Source organism: Phaeobacter sp. A36a-5a, from assembly GCF_037911135.1.
Lineage (GTDB): Bacteria > Pseudomonadota > Alphaproteobacteria > Rhodobacterales > Rhodobacteraceae > Phaeobacter > Phaeobacter bryozoorum.
Map to the genome: position 1 here is coordinate 1,157,219 of NZ_JBBLYU010000001.1, position 14,988 is coordinate 1,172,206.

The window sequence follows — 14,988 nt, forward strand, 5'->3', positions numbered from 1 at the left end:
TCATCCTTTGTCGGCCCGGTTTGCAATGAGGTCGTCGACCACGGAAGGGTCGGCGAGGGTCGAAGTGTCACCAAGCGAGCCGAAATCGTTCTCGGCGATCTTGCGCAGGATACGCCGCATGATCTTGCCTGACCGTGTCTTTGGCAGACCCGGCGCCCATTGGATCACATCCGGGCTGGCAATCGGCCCGATCTCGGTCCGCACCCAGGTGCGCAGCTCCTTCATCAACTCATCCGAGGGCTCGCGGTCGTTCATCAGGGTGACATAGCAATAGATGCCCTGGCCCTTGATCTCATGCGGGTAGCCAACCACGGCGGCCTCGGCCACGGCGGCGTGGGCCACCAGCGCGCTTTCGACCTCAGCGGTGCCCATGCGGTGGCCGGAGACATTGATCACGTCATCGACGCGACCGGTGATCCAGTAATCGCCGTCGGCATCGCGGCGGCAGCCGTCGCCGGTGAAGTAGTAGCCCTTGTAGTCGGAGAAATAGGTTTTCTCGAACCGCTCATGATCACCCCAGACGGTGCGCATCTGGCCGGGCCAGCTGTCCTTGATGCAGAGCACGCCCTCGACGCCATTGCCATCGATTTCCTCGCCGGACTGCGGGTCCAGAACAACGGGGGCCACACCAAAGAAGGGTTTCATCGCAGCACCCGGTTTGGTCGCATGGGCGCCGGGCAGGGGGGTCATCAGATGGCCACCGGTTTCAGTCTGCCACCAAGTGTCGACAATGGGGCATTTCCCCTTGCCGACCACATCATTGTACCAGGTCCAGGCTTCCGGATTGATCGGCTCGCCGACGGTGCCGAGGGTGCGCAGCGAGGAAAGATCGCATTTCTGGACCCATTCATTGCCCTGACCCATCAGGGCGCGCAGGGCGGTGGGTGCGGTGTAGAACTGCGTCACCTTGTGCTTGTCGCAGACCTGCCAGAAGCGCGAGGCATCCGGGTAGGTCGGCACGCCCTCAAACATCAGCGTGGTGGCGCCATTGGCCAACGGGCCATAGACGATATAGCTATGGCCGGTGACCCAGCCCACGTCCGCGGTGCACCAGTAGATGTCGCCGTCGTGGTAATCGAAGGTGATTTCGTGGGTCATCGCGGCATAGGTCAGATAGCCGCCGGTGGTATGCACCACGCCCTTGGGCTGGCCGGTTGAGCCGGATGTGTAGAGGATGAACAGCGGATCCTCGGCATTCATCTCGGCCGGTTTGCAGTAATCATCCGCTTCCAGCGCCATTTCGTTGTAGTCGTAGTCGCGCCCGTCGACCCAGGTGGTCTGACCGCCGGTGCGCTTCACCACGAGACATTTCACCGTGTCTTTTGTGTGCAAGAGGGCTGCGTCGGCGTTTGATTTCAGCGGGGTCTTGCGGCCGCCGCGCGGCGCCTCGTCGGCGGTGATGATCACCTTGGCGTCGCAGCCGTTGATCCGGGCCGCCAGCGCATCGGGGGAGAAGCCTGCAAAGACGATGGAATGAATGGCGCCAATGCGGGCGCAGGCCAGCATGGCATAGGCCGCTTCGGGGATCATTGGCAGGTAGATCACCACCCGATCACCCTTGCGCACGCCCATGGTCTCCAGGATGTTTGCCATCCGGCAGGTACGGGTATGCAGCTGTTTGTAAGAGATATGCTGTGCAGGCTCTTCCGGATCATCCGGTTCCCAGATGATCGCGGTCTGATCGCCTCGGGTGTCCAGGTGGCGATCAATACAGTTGGCGGAGACGTTCAACGTACCGTCCGCGTACCAGTTGATCGAGACATTGCCGAGTGTGAAATCCACATCCTTCACCTGGCTGAAGGGCTTGATCCAGTCGATCCGCTTGCCCTGTTCGCCCCAGAACCCCTCGGGATCCCGCATCGAAGCGGCGTACATCTCGTCGTATTGTGCAGCGTTGACATGGGCGCGTGCAACCGTCTCCTCCGACGGCGCATAGGCTTTGCTGTCGCTCTCCTGGGTCATCTTGTGTCCCTCCCTCCAGTCTGTTCTCGGAATGGCACACCACAGCGCACAGCGAGATGTGTCAAACCTTTTCCGTCCTCCACAGCGATAATACCCAAGCTTGAAAATAAGGAAATAAGTGTCCGAGGAATAAGGATTTACCTGTAAATCTATTTCCGAGGTCGGTCTGAGGTAGTAAACTTATTCTGGCGTTGGCACATCAATCTTTTGTTTATCATGATGTTAGGTGTAAATATTGACCGGAGCGCCCGTGCTGGCAAATCAGCGGCCTGCGCGATGCTGGCGCTATCATCGGGCGCCGACTGGCACCATCGCCTGCGGCAAACTGTGCCAGGGTACGACGCCCTCGGGTGCCTGTCGGTCCATGGGGCCGGGCGCGTCAGCGGACCGCTGCCAGGTTGTCAGGCAGGTTTTGTGCCCATGGCGCACCAGCGCCTTGTGGGGTTGGCAGCGCCCTGGCTTAGCGCTAGCGTGGTGCCAGATGCTCGCAACTCTGCGGACCTGAGGGCTGTGATCGCAGGATCACAGCAAGCCCGGCACCCGGCGACGCCAAGGTGCAGGGGGGGCGCAAGAGGGACAAGGGCACAAACTGGGAGGTACTCATGAAGACCAATTTGACCGCCGCAACTGCGGCGCTTGTCGGCCTGTCCATTGCAGGCAGCGCTGCGGCCACCGAATGGAACGTTTCTGTCTGGGGCAAACGCCGCGCCTTTACCGAACATGTCGAAAAGCTGGCTGAGCTGGTGTCCGAGAAAACCGGCGGCGAATTCACCATGAACATCAGCTATGGTGGCTTGTCGAAGAACAAGGAAAACCTTGACGGGATTTCCATCGGTGCCTTCGAGATGGCGCAGTTCTGCGCGGGCTACCACCGCGACAAGAACCCGTCGATCACCGTGCTGGAACTGCCGTTCCTTGGCGTGAATACGCTGGAAGAGGAAGTCGCTGTCAGCCATGCGGTCTATGCACATCCGGCCGTACAAAAGGATCTGGCGCGCTGGAATGCCAAGCTGCTGATGACTTCACCCATGCCGCAGTACAATATCGTCGGCACCGGCGAGGCGCGCGATGAGCTGGGTGAGTTCAAGGATATGCGGGTGCGCGCTACCGGCGGTATCGGTCAGGCATTTTCTGCCGTGGGCGCGGTGCCGACATCCGTGACTGCAACAGAAGCCTATAACGCGATGGAATCCGGCGTTGTCGATACCGTTGCCTTTGCCCAGCACGCGCATCTCAGCTTTGGCACCATCAACAAGGCCGACTGGTGGACCGAAAACCTCAACCCCGGCACCGTGAACTGCCCGGTGGTCGTGAACACCGATGCCTATGACGCGCTGAGCGATGCCGAGCGTGAAGCCCTGGACAGCTCGGTTGATGAGGCAATTGCCCATTACCTTGCGAACTATGGCGTGCTGCTTGAGAAATGGGACAGTGTTCTGGCCGAAAAAGGCGTCGAGAAGGTCACCATCTCCGAAGATCAGCTGGCTGAATTCCGCAAGGTTGCCGCCGATCCGATCCGCGAGCAGTGGATCGCCGACATGAGCGCGCAGGGACTGCCTGCGCAGGAGCTTTATGACCTGGTGCAGAAAACCCTGAGCGACCTGCGTTCGGGAAGCTGATTTTCATCCAAATGATGAAAGGGCCGGGCAAAGCTGCGCCGGCCCTTTCTTACGTGATTGCAAAGTAGTTATGACGGGGGCAGACGATGGCAGGCAGTGCGGCGGTGCTGGTAGATGACAGCCTGATCAGCAGTTTGGACAGGCGTCTGCTGCGGCTGGAACGCGGATTGGCCCTGGTCAGTGGTCTTGCGGTGTTTTCGCTGATGGTACTTGCGGTGGTCTCGGTTGGCGGGCGCAATGGTTTCAACGCGCCGCTACCTGGCTATGTGGACTGGATCGAACAGGTGATGCCGCTGATCGCCTTTATGGGCATTTCCTTTGTTCAGCGCGACGGCAGCCATATTCGCATGGATCTGGTGATCTCGTCGCTGCGGGGGCGTGCACTCTGGCTGTTTGAGCTGTTCTCGGTGTTATTGATCCTGGCCCTGATGTTGGCGCTGCTCTGGGGCAGCTGGTCGCATTTCCAGCGCTCCTTCGATTTTGCCGCCCCCCTGTGGAGCCGCGACAGCTCCATCGATATCGGTCTGCCGATCTGGCCGGCCAAGCTGCTGGCGCCGGTCGCATTTGGCGTGCTGTGCCTGCGCCTGTTGCTGCAGGTCTGGGGCTATGGCCGCGCGCTGGTTCTGGGGCTGGACAGCCCGGCTGCGGTTCCGCTGGTGCAGAGCGCCGCAGAGCAGGCAGCGGCCGAGGCTGAACATCTGGGCGGGGTGTCGACCACCGCCAGTGACCGCGACTAAAGGGGCAGACTATGGAACCTATCGAAATTGGCCTCTGGGTCAGCGGCTTTCTTCTGGTAACTGTGTTCTTGGGGATGCGGGTGGCCTTTGCCGCCGGTCTCGCTGGGCTGGTCGGCCTTGTCTGGATCTTCTGGGCCAAGTTTGGCTATGATCCGGCGCGGTTCACGAAGGCGCTGACCATCGCGGTGAAGACCGCAGGGCAGGTGCCCCATTCCAAGGTCTCAAGCCAGGCGCTGAGCCTCATTCCGACCTTCATCCTGATCGGCTATCTCGCTTATTACGCAGGCCTCACCAAAGCGCTGTTTGAGGCCGCAAAACGCTGGTTGGCCTGGGTGCCGGGCGGGCTGGCGGTGTCGACCGTATTTGCCACGGCGGGCTTTGCCGCCGTCTCTGGCGCCTCTGTTGCGACATCCGCTGTCTTTGCCCGGATCGCGATCCCCGAGATGCTGGCAATCGGTTACGACAAACGCTTTGCCGCAGGTGTGGTGGCGGCCGGCGGCACGCTGGCCTCGCTGATCCCGCCCTCTGCGATCCTTGTTATCTACGCGATCATCGTCGAACAGGACGTGGGCAAGCTCCTGCTGGCAGGCTTTATCCCCGGTGCCTTCTCGGCACTGATTTACGGTTTGCTGATCATCGGCATGGCGATGACGATCAAGGGCTTTGGCCCTGCTGTCACCGGCTTTACCTGGCGCGAGCGCTTTGTCTCGCTGCCGCCTGCGCTGCCGATCCTGTTTGTGGTCGCGACGATCATTTTGTTTGTCTACAACCCCTTTGGGGGCGATGCTTGGGGGACCCCGACAGAGGGTGGCGCAATCGGGGCCTTTGTGGTGTTTCTGATGGCGCTGTATCGCGGGATGCGATGGGCGGAGTTCAAGGACGCGCTGCTGGAAACCGCAAAACTGTCGGTGATGATCTTTACCATCATTTGGGGCGTCCTGATCTACGTCCGCTTTCTTGGCTTTGCCGAACTGCCGGCGGCGTTTTCCGACTGGATCACCTCGCTCACCCTGTCGCCGATGCTGATCCTGATCTGCATCCTGCTGGCCTATGCGGTGCTCGGCATGTTCATGGATGCCATCGGTATGCTGCTTCTCACGCTTCCGGTGGTTTATCCGGCGGTGATGGCGCTCAACGGTGGTGAATACGTTTCAGCGGCGGAAAGCACATTTGGCATGTCCGGGCCGATGTGTGCGATCTGGTTTGGTATTCTGGTGGTGAAAATGGCCGAGTTCTGCCTGATCACACCCCCGATCGGTCTCAACTGCTTTGTCGTTGCGGGTGTGCGGGACGATCTGACGGTGCAGGATGTGTTCAAGGGCGTGACGCCGTTCTTCATTGCCGATGGTATTACCATCGCTTTGCTGGTTGCTTTCCCCTCTATCGTCCTCTGGCTGCCTAGCCTCGCCTAAGGTTCTGCCAGATATAAGGAATACAGCTTCGGGCCACGACAGATCCTCTGCCGTGGCCCAAAAAATCCCAAGCTTACAGAATTGTAAGCTCCGCGCAGAGACCCTGTAAGACTGGACCTGCATATTCGTCTCATCAGCCAGACGCGGCGTCCACCGCCCTGGCGCAATAGATGAGAGGAATGGAAGATGATCACCAAGACAACGACACGTATCGTGATGACCGCAACCTTGATTGCAGGTGGCTTTGCCGCACAGAGTCTGCGCGCGCAGCAGGCGCCAGAGGTGGCCCCGGTCGAGGTGGCAGAGGCCGAGCTGACCTATGCGGATATGCTCGCCGTGCCTGTCACCTTTGATCAGGTCATGCGCACAGCATTGGAAAACGCCGAAGGCCGACTGGTGGAAATCAGCCTTGATGACCTTCACGACACGCCTGTGTTTGTTGCGGTTGTCGCCAGTCCGACCAGCCTGACAGAGATCGTGGTGTCAGCCACCGATGGCTCGATCCTGAACACCGCGACCCAAACCGCGGCCTCACCCGAAATGATGCAGCAGCTGTTGGACGATGAGTTCGAGGACGGGCTGGACTTCGCAAGCCTGATTGATGAACTCGAAGATGATGAGTGCGATTGCGACGATGACGACGATGAGGATGACGATCACAAAGGCTGATTACCTCGTCCGGATCTGATGACGGGCCGGAGCGTGGGCTCCGGCCTTATCGAAGTATTCCCTAGACTATCCTTGCCGCCGCGAGAAAGACAGATCAGGCGGCTGGCCGGAGACCATTCATGAAAAAGCTATATCTTGGCTGCCTCGCGGCAGTCGCCCTTGGAGCCTGTGGCGACAGCTATGAAGAACCGCTCCTGTTAGATGGGCCGCAGCAAGTCGGGTTTCACTCCGATTTGGGCGCCTGCCGTTCGTTGGCCGAACAACACGTAGACAAAACGTTGAAATCCAGCACTGTTCAAGGTGCGGTGATCGGTGGCATCATCGGAGCGGTAGACAGTGAGGATGGAGACCGCGCCGATGACGCATGGATCGGAGCTGCACTCGGCGGTGGTATCGGGGCGCTTGACGGGCAGAATGAACGCGACAAACAGCGCCGCACCATTCTTATCCGCTGCATGCAGGGGCGCGGGCATCGTGTGTTGGCGTGAAACCCTGCCCAGACCCCGTCGCCGACTTGCCGGTCGACAGATACGGCCGATCGTCCGGTGCGCCGGGTTCAACCTTGGGGAGCTTAATTGTGATCCGTTGAACTCCGGTCATCCGAAACGAGCTTGCACCCAATTGCAGCGCCAGGGGGCCGGCTTGGTCACTTGGGCGCGATGCTGAAACCGGCGGAGTCCTGATGCGAATTCTCCTGCTCGAAGATGATCCTGAAATTGGCACCTGGACGGTCAAGGGCCTCATGGCAGCGGGCCATGTGGTCGACTGGATCGAGAATGGTCGCGAGGCGCTGCTGGCTGCAACAACCCGCGATTATGATGTCCTGATCTTTGACAGGATGACGCCGGATCTTGACGGGCTTTCGGCGCTGAAAACCCTGCGCTCTGCACGGATTGCCACCCCCTTGATCCTGCTCACCGCGCTCGGCGCGGTTGAGGACCGTGTCGAGGGGCTGGAAGCCGGTGCTGACGACTATCTCAGCAAACCCTTCGCCATGTCTGAGCTGCTGGCCCGTATCACCGCCCTGGGCCGTCGCGGACGGGCTGAGGCCGCAGAAATGACGACCCGGCTCTTTCATCGCGGGCTTGAGCTGGATCTCTTGAGCCAGACCTGTACCTGCAATGGCCAGACCGTCTTGCTGAACCCCAAGGAGTTTCGCCTGCTGGAGGTTCTGATGCGTTCCAAGGGGCGAATCCAGACCCGCGCCATGCTGCTTGAACGGGTCTGGGACATTAATTTCGATCCCGCCACCAGCGTTGTCGAAACCCATATGAGCCGCTTGCGGAACAAGATTGAAAAACCCTTCGGAACGGAGTTCATCAAAACCGTGCGCGGGTCCGGGTATATGTTCCTTGATTAGATCCTTCATAAAGAGCCTGTTGCGGATGAGCGCCCTGCGTCAGGCGATTGCCCTGTCGCTGGCGTTTCTGGTTCTGCTGACCATTGGCGGGCTGCTGCTTGACGATGTCATCACCGAAGAATTCCGCGCCGAGACGGAAGCGGCGCTGCGGGAGGAATATCAGCGCATCAGCGATCGGCTGACACGCACCGGTCGCTTCCCCGATCAGATCGTGACTGCCGAAGTGTTTTCCGACAGCGGTGTCGGCTATGCCGTTCTGCGCGCAGATGGCAAGGTTCTCGGCCCCGTGCTGCGGGGAGCTTTTGACCGGCCGGGGTTTGATATTCTGGAGGGCGAACAGCTGTTTCAACCTGAGGCACTGGAAACTCTGGACCGGATCTTTGAGCTGATCGAGGATGAAGCCGAAGAGGACGATATATCCTCTGACCAGCCGGGGCAGAACCCTGGTACCGCTCGCCAGCTGGGCTTCGATGTGGAGTTTGACAGCGACGCCGATCTCGGCTGGCGCATCTATAGCGGTGCGGTGCTGGATGGTCGCCTTCTGGTCTATGCGCCCGGTGTCAGTGCCTTTGGCGCGGATCTTACCGGCGTCATCCTTATCTTCGTCATCATCCTGTCGCTGCCTGCGCTGGTCATCGGATTGATCTTCGGGATCCGGGCACAGCGACGTCTGAACCGGATCGGCGCGGGATTTGACCGTATTGCCGATGGCAATCTTGATCTTCGGCTGGCGCCCCGGGTGATCCGCGATGATATTGATGAACTGGCTGCGCGGATTGACGGTGCCACCGAACGTTTGCAGGCCTCGATGCGGCAGATGTCTGATTTTTCCGCCAATATTGCGCATGATCTGCGCACGCCACTGACACGTCTGCGGCTGCATCTCGATCAGGCCGAAGATGCCGAGGATCAGGCCGCCCATAGAGAGGCCGCGATTGCGCAGATGGATGATATCATTGCCATCTTTGGCGCCATCCAGCGGATTGCGCGGATGCAGAGCCAGCGGCGGCGGGACGGTTTTGCACCCGTCGAACTGGCGGCAGTCGTGGAGCAGGTGCACGAAATATACGAGGCGGTGGCTCAGGACGCCGGGCAAGAGCTGTCCTGCCGCGTCAGCGATGCCGATACTATCAATGCGGACCGCAGCCTGATCATGCAGCTTCTGGCAAATCTGATCGAGAACGCAATCCGCCACGCCGGCGAGGGGGCCAGCATTGCAATCGACTTGAGCGGTCGCAGGCTGTCAGTCACTGACACTGGCCCGGGAATCCCCGAGGCTGAACGCAGCCGCGTGCTGGATCCGCTCTACCGGCTCGATCGCAGCCGCAACACCGCCGGGGCAGGGCTTGGGCTGGCCATGGTAAAAGCGATTGCAGACCTGCACGAAGCGGAGCTGGCGTTGATGTCGGGACCAGATCAGCGCGGACTGCGGGTCGAGGTGAGATTTCCCGAAGGCTGACGTCGCCCGCCTGCCGTCGAGGATGCCATTTTGTACCGCTGCGCCAAAAAGCCGCGAAGCTGCGGAAATAGGGCTACCCATTGCGCGCGCGCCTTAGCTACTAAGTGCTGTGCCGCGTGTTGGCGCTGTTTCAGATCAAAAAAGACAAGCACCATGAAGTTGACCGGCCCCTTTCTGTTCATTCTTGCGACATTGATGATTGATGCGATTGGCATTGGCATCGTGTTTCCGATCATGCCCGATCTGATGCTGAGAGTGGGGGCCGAAAGTACCGCCGAAGGCGCGTTGTGGAGCGGCATCATGATGTCGGCCTATGCCGCCGCCATGTTTCTGTTCGGCCCGATTGTCGGCAGCCTCTCCGACGCCTATGGGCGTCGGCCGATCCTGATCCTCGCGCTTGTCACCCTGACGATCGACTATGTCATCATGGCGCTGGCCCAGACCTATTGGATGCTGCTGGTTGGTCGGGTCATCGCCGGGATGGCGGGGGCGACTTATATCACTGCGACCGCCTATATATCGGATATCGCCAAACCGGCAGAGCGTGGCGCTGCCTTTGGGATGATCGGTGCCGCCTTTGGTATCGGCTTTGTGCTGGGGCCTGCAATCGGCGGCATGGCGTCGGGGCTGCACATCAGCGCGCCCTTCTGGATCGCTGCGGGCCTTTCGGCGGTCAACGTGCTGTTCGGGCTGATCATTCTGCCGGAATCCCTGAAGCCGGAGAACCGTCGCCCGTTTGGCCGCCGTGATATCAACCCCTTCGCGACCCTCCTCCGCGCCTTTGCCATCCCCGGTCTGGCGATCCCCTTGATCTGTATCTTTGTCTTTGAGTTTGCCAATCTGGTCTACCCGACACTCTGGTCCTTCTGGGGCCGCGAGGTGTTTGGCTGGGACGGGTTCACCATCGGGCTGACCCTTTCAGCCTATGGTGTTCTGATCGCCGTGGTACAGGCGGGCATCCTGCCGCAGCTCACCAAACGCCTGGGGGATTTCAGAACACTGATCATCGCGATGGTGGCGGCGGTGATTTCCATGATCGGGTTTGGCGTTGCCAGTGCCATCTGGGTCGTCATTGTGTTTCTGCCGATCGCCGCCCTGTCAGATATGGCTCCGCCGCTGATCACCGCATTTGCCGCCAACCGGGTTGGCGAGGATCAGCAGGGTGTGGTTCAGGGCGTCATCGCTTCGCTGTCGTCGGTTGCTGCTGTCGCGGCTCCGCTGGTGCTTACCGGGGTGTTTGAACGGTTCGTCGGCGAGACCGGCTGGTATTTGCCCGGTGCCCCGTTTCTGGTCGCCGCTGTGCTTGTGGTGGCGATGGTGCCGCTGGTACTGCGTCTCAGGGCTCATGACACCGGCTGACGGCCTTCACAAAAGAAAAGGGCCTGGAGATGTAATCTCCAAGCCCTTGAAATCTTTGGCTCCGGCGGTAGGGATCGAACCTACGACCAATTGATTAACAGTCAACTGCTCTACCGCTGAGCTACGCCGGAACGGTTTGTGCCGTATAGCGGTCGGATCTGATGAGGTCCAGAGTCGTTTTGCGATTTTTTGAAAAAATCTGCGGTGATCCGGTTGTCTATGGGAGCTGAGCGAACAGCGCGCCGAATGACAGAGGATCTGCGCATGTGACGCGGGATTGCCCTGCAAGATCAACGAGGTGGGCAAAAACATTGCGCTCGGCGGCGATGCGCAGCGCGGCCGGGGTTTCGGTGTAGATGCGCGCGGTCAGCTCTGCCACGGTGGCCGGTCCTTTCGCAAGCTCCGCCATGATCGCAGCCTCACGCCCTTTGCGGTGGGTGATCAGCCAGGCGAGCCGGGCCGCAGGGTCGCAAACCGGTGCGCCGTGCCCGGGGTAGAAGACGCGCCAGTTGCGCGCGGCCAATCGCTGGCAGGAAGCCATGAAATCTGTCAGATCGCCATCGGGAGGCGACACCAGCGAACTGGCCCAGCCCATCACGTGATCGGCGGTAAAACAGGCGTCTTTCCAGGCAAAAGTAATATGATTGCCAAGATGTCCGGGCGTGTGGATCACTTCCAGCTGCCAGTCCTGGCCGGCCACGATATCACCGTCGCGCAGCCTGATGTCTGGCGTGAAATCCACATCGATGCCCTCACCGCCACCGGCGAGGCCGGCCGCGGCCAGCTCCGTCATCACAGCGCTTCGCCCTGTTGCTGCATCGCCGAAGGCGTAGACCGGCGCGCCGGTGGCTTTGGCAAGCGGCCGGGCGAGGGGGGAATGGTCCAGATGGCTGTGGCTGACCAGAATGTGGCTGATGCGCTGATCCGGTTCCACGGCGTCCAGGATCGCCCGCAGATGGGCGTCACTCATTGGGCCGGGGTCGATGATGGCAATATCGCTGTGGCCCAGCAGATAGGTATTGGTGCCGCGATATGTCATCGCAGAGGGGTTCGGTGCGAGGATACGGCGCAGACCCGGTTCGACATTCTCCGCGATGCCTGCGGGGGGATTGAAATCGTCGGGTGCCTGCATCTGCTCTGATCCTTGGTGATAAACGGGGCGCGGAAGATGCGCGTTTTGCTTTTCAGCGGCGGGGTCGCGCGGTAGGTGTAGCGCATGTTCTTTCAATGGCTCAAACACTATATGCCGCGCAGCCTTTACGGGCGGGCGGCGCTTATCCTGCTGGTGCCGATCGTAACGCTGCAACTGGTGATTTCGGTTGTGTTCATCAAGCGTGACCTCGAGGATCTGACGGTCCAGATGACGCTCACAATGCTGCGCGAGCTGCGCCTGCTGGAGCAGGTGATGGCACCGGCTGGCAGTCGCGAGGAGGCCCTGCAACTGGCCGATCCGCTGCTGCGACCGCTCCAGATGCAGCTGCGCTTTCTCGAGCCGGAGGAGCCGGTACCGCTGGATCAGATGGGGCTACTGGAGTTTTCGGGCCGGGTGGTGCGGGACACCTTGCAGGCGACGGCGCCACGGTTCATCTCTGCCCAGTTCCCCAACACGCGCCGGGTGCAGCTGGTGCTGGATAGCGAACACGGGCCACTGGCGCTGGTGTTTGACAGGCGGCGACTGACGGCAGCGGCGCCGCATCAGCTGATTGTCACCATGATCGTCTTTGGTTTCCTGATGACGGTCATCGCATTCGTCTACATGCGTAACCAGCTGCGCCCGATCAAGCAGCTCGCGGAAGCGGCACAGGCCTTTGGGCGGGGACGAACGGAGCCTTATTCGCCGCGCGGGGCCAATGAGGTGCGCGCCGCCGGCAGCGCCTTTCTGGACATGCGAGCGCGGATCGAACGTCAGATGGAGCAGCGCACGCTGATGCTCTCCGGTGTCAGCCACGATCTGCGCACGCCGCTGACGCGCATGAAACTGGGCCTGTCAATGCTGGATGACGAGGAGGCCGAGCCGCTGCGTCAGGATGTCGACGAGATGCAGGCGCTCCTGGATGCCTTTCTCGACTTCTCGCGCGGTGTCTCCACCAGCGAGCCGGAAGAAGTGGATCCGCATGTGATGATCACGCTGCTGGTCGATGGCTGGCGGCGGCAGGGCAAGGATGTGATGCTCGGCGAGATGAGCGGCGAAGGCAAGGTGATGCTGCGCGGCGCAGCGATGCGTCGGGCCGTGCAGAATCTGATCTCAAACGCAGTGCGTTATGGCACCCGCGCACGGGTGTCCGTTGCCATGACCGAGAAATTCCTGCGCATAAGGGTCGAGGATGACGGTCCTGGCATTGCAGAGGCGGACCGGACCGAGGCGACCCGGCCCTTTACCCGGCTTGATCCTGCCCGCAATCAGGATCTTGGCAGCGGGGTTGGTCTGGGGCTGGCGATTGTCACCGATATTGCGCGCGCGCATGGTGGGACGCTCCGGCTGGGCATCAGCGCCGAGCTGGGTGGGCTACAGGCCGATATCGTGATCGGCTTGTAATATCCCCGTCACCGGGGCGCGCTCAGATCAGCTCTGAGATCTCTACGCTGCGCCGCTCGGCAATGGAGATCTGCGCCGCCATCCCCATGAGCACTGCCATCCGCCCATCATGAAGGGTCACCTCAGGTGTTGCGCGTTCGCCGCGGACCAGTTCGAGGAACTTCTGGTGCTGATAAAAGGTGGATCCGTTGTGATCACCCGCCTCAAGAAGTTCGGGATCAACAGGAATCTCTTGTGTTACAGGGCCTCTGGGGGAGCGTGGCGAGGTCACCAGCTTCGGCAGCGGCGGCGCGCCCAGATGGGTGGGCCAGAACCGCCCCGGTCCGGGCACAAAGGCTTCGATCTTGCCTGTGGGGCCGACGGCGGCGACCTCTTCCTGATATTCAGCGCCTTCGGCAAACATGCACAGGTCCAGCATGGCGCGCGCGCCGCAGCGGAAGTCGACGATCACGTAGCCATTGTCGAGGATGTCAGGCACACCATCGCTGTAGCGTTCATCGAGATGGTTCACATCCTGACCGCCGCTGGCCATAACCCGTAGCGGTTCAGAACCGAGCGTCAGCCGCATCAGATCGAAGAAGTGACAGCATTTCTCAACAAAGGTGCCTCCGGATTTGGCGTCAAACCGGTTCCAGTCATCGACTTTTGCGAGAAATGGAAACCGATGCTCGCGGATGCTCAGCATCTTGATGCCGCCGGTCGCTGTCTGGGCCTGCTTCAGGAAAGCCGCAATGGGGGGCATATAGCGATATTCCATCGCCACCCAAACGGGGGCCGGATAATCTGCTGCAAAACCGTCCAGTCGTGCCAGATCGGCAAGACTGGTGAACAGCGGTTTTTCGACCAGCACCGGTAACGGGCGCAGGCGGGACAGGGTCTCCAGCTGCTCCAGATGGCGGAAATTGGGACTGGCGATCAACAGGCAGTCAAGCTCAGCTACAGCCAGCAGGGCCTCGATACTGTCCACGAACGCTGCATCAGGGGCGAGTGTGGCGGCAGTCTCGCGCATGGCCGCATTGGGTTCATAGATCGCACCGACCCGCGTGTTGTCCAGCAGGGCGATATTGCGCAGATGTTCCTGGCCCATCATGCCGCAGCCGATGATTCCATAGGTGGTGGGGTGTGACATGTTTCCTCCTACGTCAGGCGCTGCACATAAAGCGCCCTGTCCGGGTCAAACCAAGTGCGTGAGAACTCCACGGCGGCCTCATCCTGTGCCCAGCTTAGCCGTTCGATATACCCAACCGTCGCGCCCGGGGGCTTGCCAAACCGTGTCGGCGCCCAGTCGGGCACCCGACCAAGCGATACCCGATCCTCGGCTCGGCTGATCCAGAAGCCCAGATGCAGCCGATAATATCTATAGAGGGAATCGGACAGCTGTCCGGCATCGACCTGTCCCGCGCCACCATCCAGCCAGATCTCTTCAACGGCAATCACCACATCATCGAGATACCGCAACCGCCTGATCCGGGTGCCACTGCCTGACCTGCCAAATTCGGGCAGTGTTTCGGGCTTGGCGAGCGCGGTCACCGACAGAACATCTGCCGTGGGCAAGCCACCACCGCCGGGCAGCTCCAGCCGAAACATCGAATAGACGCTTTGCACTGACTGGGTGGTGCGGATGTAGTTTCCCGATCCCTGAATCCGTTCGAGCATCCCCTGTTTTTCTAGCTCCGACAGGGATTTGCGCAGGGTTCTTACGGTGGTTCCATACTGCTGCGCCAGCTGACGCTCGGGCGGCAGTCGCTCCCCGTCGGCCAACCTCCCGGCCGCGATCTCACGGGTCAGGGACTCGCTGATCTGAAGGTAAAGCGGCAGCGCGCTGGCAGTGGAGCGGGCGGTGGGCATGGGGCCAATCGTCACCATGTGAGAAAA

The 14,988-nt window shown here is 60.7% G+C and carries 13 protein-coding genes and 1 tRNA gene; 9 read left to right on the forward strand and 5 right to left on the reverse strand.

Going from position 1 to position 14,988, the window contains the following annotated elements:
* Entirely contained in the window at positions 1-1,962 is a 1,962-nt protein-coding gene (acs, locus tag WLQ66_RS05460) for an acetate--CoA ligase (protein ID WP_340545350.1), read from the reverse strand.
* Positions 1,963-2,564: 602 nt separating this feature from the next.
* Between acs and WLQ66_RS05465 the strand changes: the two genes are divergently transcribed.
* From WLQ66_RS05465 to WLQ66_RS05500, 8 genes are all read left to right on the forward strand, one after another.
* Positions 2,565-3,581, forward strand: coding sequence for a C4-dicarboxylate TRAP transporter substrate-binding protein (locus tag WLQ66_RS05465; protein WP_340545351.1), 1,017 nt, complete (start codon positions 2,565-2,567; stop codon positions 3,579-3,581).
* Positions 3,582-3,667: 86 nt separating this feature from the next.
* A complete protein-coding gene (locus WLQ66_RS05470; RefSeq protein WP_340545352.1) occupies positions 3,668-4,318 on the forward strand; it encodes a TRAP transporter small permease subunit in 651 nt (216 codons plus the stop codon).
* An 11-nt stretch (positions 4,319-4,329) separates the two neighbouring features.
* Positions 4,330-5,730 carry a TRAP transporter large permease gene (locus WLQ66_RS05475; RefSeq protein ID WP_340545353.1) on the forward strand — a complete coding sequence of 467 codons (1,401 nt, stop codon included), beginning with the start codon at positions 4,330-4,332 and terminating at the stop codon, positions 5,728-5,730.
* A 186-nt stretch (positions 5,731-5,916) separates the two neighbouring features.
* On the forward strand, positions 5,917-6,399 hold the full coding sequence (locus WLQ66_RS05480) for a hypothetical protein (protein ID WP_340545354.1): 483 nt from the start codon (positions 5,917-5,919) through the stop codon (positions 6,397-6,399).
* A gap of 119 nt (positions 6,400-6,518) precedes the next feature.
* A complete protein-coding gene (locus tag WLQ66_RS05485; RefSeq protein ID WP_340545355.1) occupies positions 6,519-6,887 on the forward strand; it encodes a YMGG-like glycine zipper-containing protein in 369 nt (122 codons plus the stop codon).
* Between the two features lie 194 nt (positions 6,888-7,081).
* Entirely contained in the window at positions 7,082-7,759 is a 678-nt protein-coding gene (locus WLQ66_RS05490) for a response regulator transcription factor (protein WP_340545356.1), read from the forward strand.
* 25 nt (positions 7,760-7,784) lie between these two features.
* A complete protein-coding gene (locus tag WLQ66_RS05495) occupies positions 7,785-9,218 on the forward strand; it encodes a sensor histidine kinase (RefSeq protein ID WP_340545357.1) in 1,434 nt (477 codons plus the stop codon).
* A 153-nt stretch (positions 9,219-9,371) separates the two neighbouring features.
* Positions 9,372-10,577 (forward strand): MFS transporter, encoded by a 1,206-nt coding sequence (locus WLQ66_RS05500; protein ID WP_340545358.1) that lies wholly within the window; start codon positions 9,372-9,374, stop codon positions 10,575-10,577.
* A 56-nt stretch (positions 10,578-10,633) separates the two neighbouring features.
* On the opposite strand, the gene WLQ66_RS05505 is transcribed toward WLQ66_RS05500, so the two are convergent.
* Positions 10,634-10,708 (reverse strand) — tRNA-Asn (locus tag WLQ66_RS05505).
* Positions 10,709-10,794: 86 nt separating this feature from the next.
* Positions 10,795-11,709 carry an MBL fold metallo-hydrolase gene (locus WLQ66_RS05510; protein ID WP_340545359.1) on the reverse strand — a complete coding sequence of 305 codons (915 nt, stop codon included), beginning with the start codon at positions 11,707-11,709 and terminating at the stop codon, positions 10,795-10,797.
* Between the two features lie 84 nt (positions 11,710-11,793).
* On the opposite strand from WLQ66_RS05510, the gene WLQ66_RS05515 reads away from it, so the two are divergent.
* The gene (locus tag WLQ66_RS05515; RefSeq protein ID WP_340545360.1) at positions 11,794-13,113 is read left to right on the forward strand and encodes an ATP-binding protein; all 1,320 of its coding nucleotides are present in this window, start codon (positions 11,794-11,796) and stop codon (positions 13,111-13,113) included.
* A gap of 22 nt (positions 13,114-13,135) precedes the next feature.
* Here the strand turns inward: WLQ66_RS05515 and WLQ66_RS05520 are convergent, their stop codons facing one another.
* Both WLQ66_RS05520 and WLQ66_RS05525 read right to left on the reverse strand, forming a co-directional pair.
* The gene (locus tag WLQ66_RS05520) at positions 13,136-14,242 is read right to left on the reverse strand and encodes a Gfo/Idh/MocA family protein (RefSeq protein WP_340545361.1); all 1,107 of its coding nucleotides are present in this window, start codon (positions 14,240-14,242) and stop codon (positions 13,136-13,138) included.
* 8 nt (positions 14,243-14,250) lie between these two features.
* On the reverse strand, positions 14,251-14,961 hold the full coding sequence (locus tag WLQ66_RS05525) for a GntR family transcriptional regulator (RefSeq protein WP_340545362.1): 711 nt from the start codon (positions 14,959-14,961) through the stop codon (positions 14,251-14,253).
* Positions 14,962-14,988 lie beyond the last annotated feature (27 nt).

Excerpts from the sequence above, each read along its gene's own strand:
- acs (WP_340545350.1), bottom strand. The coding sequence starts at position 1,962 with ATGACCCAGGAGAGCGACAGCAAAGCCTATGCGCCGTCGGAGGAGACG.
- WLQ66_RS05465 (WP_340545351.1), top strand. The coding sequence starts at position 2,565 with ATGAAGACCAATTTGACCGCCGCAACTGCGGCGCTTGTCGGCCTGTCC.
- WLQ66_RS05470 (WP_340545352.1), top strand. The coding sequence starts at position 3,668 with ATGGCAGGCAGTGCGGCGGTGCTGGTAGATGACAGCCTGATCAGCAGT.
- WLQ66_RS05475 (WP_340545353.1), top strand. The coding sequence starts at position 4,330 with ATGGAACCTATCGAAATTGGCCTCTGGGTCAGCGGCTTTCTTCTGGTA.
- WLQ66_RS05480 (WP_340545354.1), top strand. The coding sequence starts at position 5,917 with ATGATCACCAAGACAACGACACGTATCGTGATGACCGCAACCTTGATT.
- WLQ66_RS05485 (WP_340545355.1), top strand. The coding sequence starts at position 6,519 with ATGAAAAAGCTATATCTTGGCTGCCTCGCGGCAGTCGCCCTTGGAGCC.
- WLQ66_RS05490 (WP_340545356.1), top strand. The coding sequence starts at position 7,082 with ATGCGAATTCTCCTGCTCGAAGATGATCCTGAAATTGGCACCTGGACG.
- WLQ66_RS05495 (WP_340545357.1), top strand. The coding sequence starts at position 7,785 with ATGAGCGCCCTGCGTCAGGCGATTGCCCTGTCGCTGGCGTTTCTGGTT.
- WLQ66_RS05500 (WP_340545358.1), top strand. The coding sequence starts at position 9,372 with ATGAAGTTGACCGGCCCCTTTCTGTTCATTCTTGCGACATTGATGATT.
- WLQ66_RS05510 (WP_340545359.1), bottom strand. The coding sequence starts at position 11,709 with ATGCAGGCACCCGACGATTTCAATCCCCCCGCAGGCATCGCGGAGAAT.
- WLQ66_RS05515 (WP_340545360.1), top strand. The coding sequence starts at position 11,794 with ATGTTCTTTCAATGGCTCAAACACTATATGCCGCGCAGCCTTTACGGG.
- WLQ66_RS05520 (WP_340545361.1), bottom strand. The coding sequence starts at position 14,242 with ATGTCACACCCCACCACCTATGGAATCATCGGCTGCGGCATGATGGGC.
- WLQ66_RS05525 (WP_340545362.1), bottom strand. The coding sequence starts at position 14,961 with ATGCCCACCGCCCGCTCCACTGCCAGCGCGCTGCCGCTTTACCTTCAG.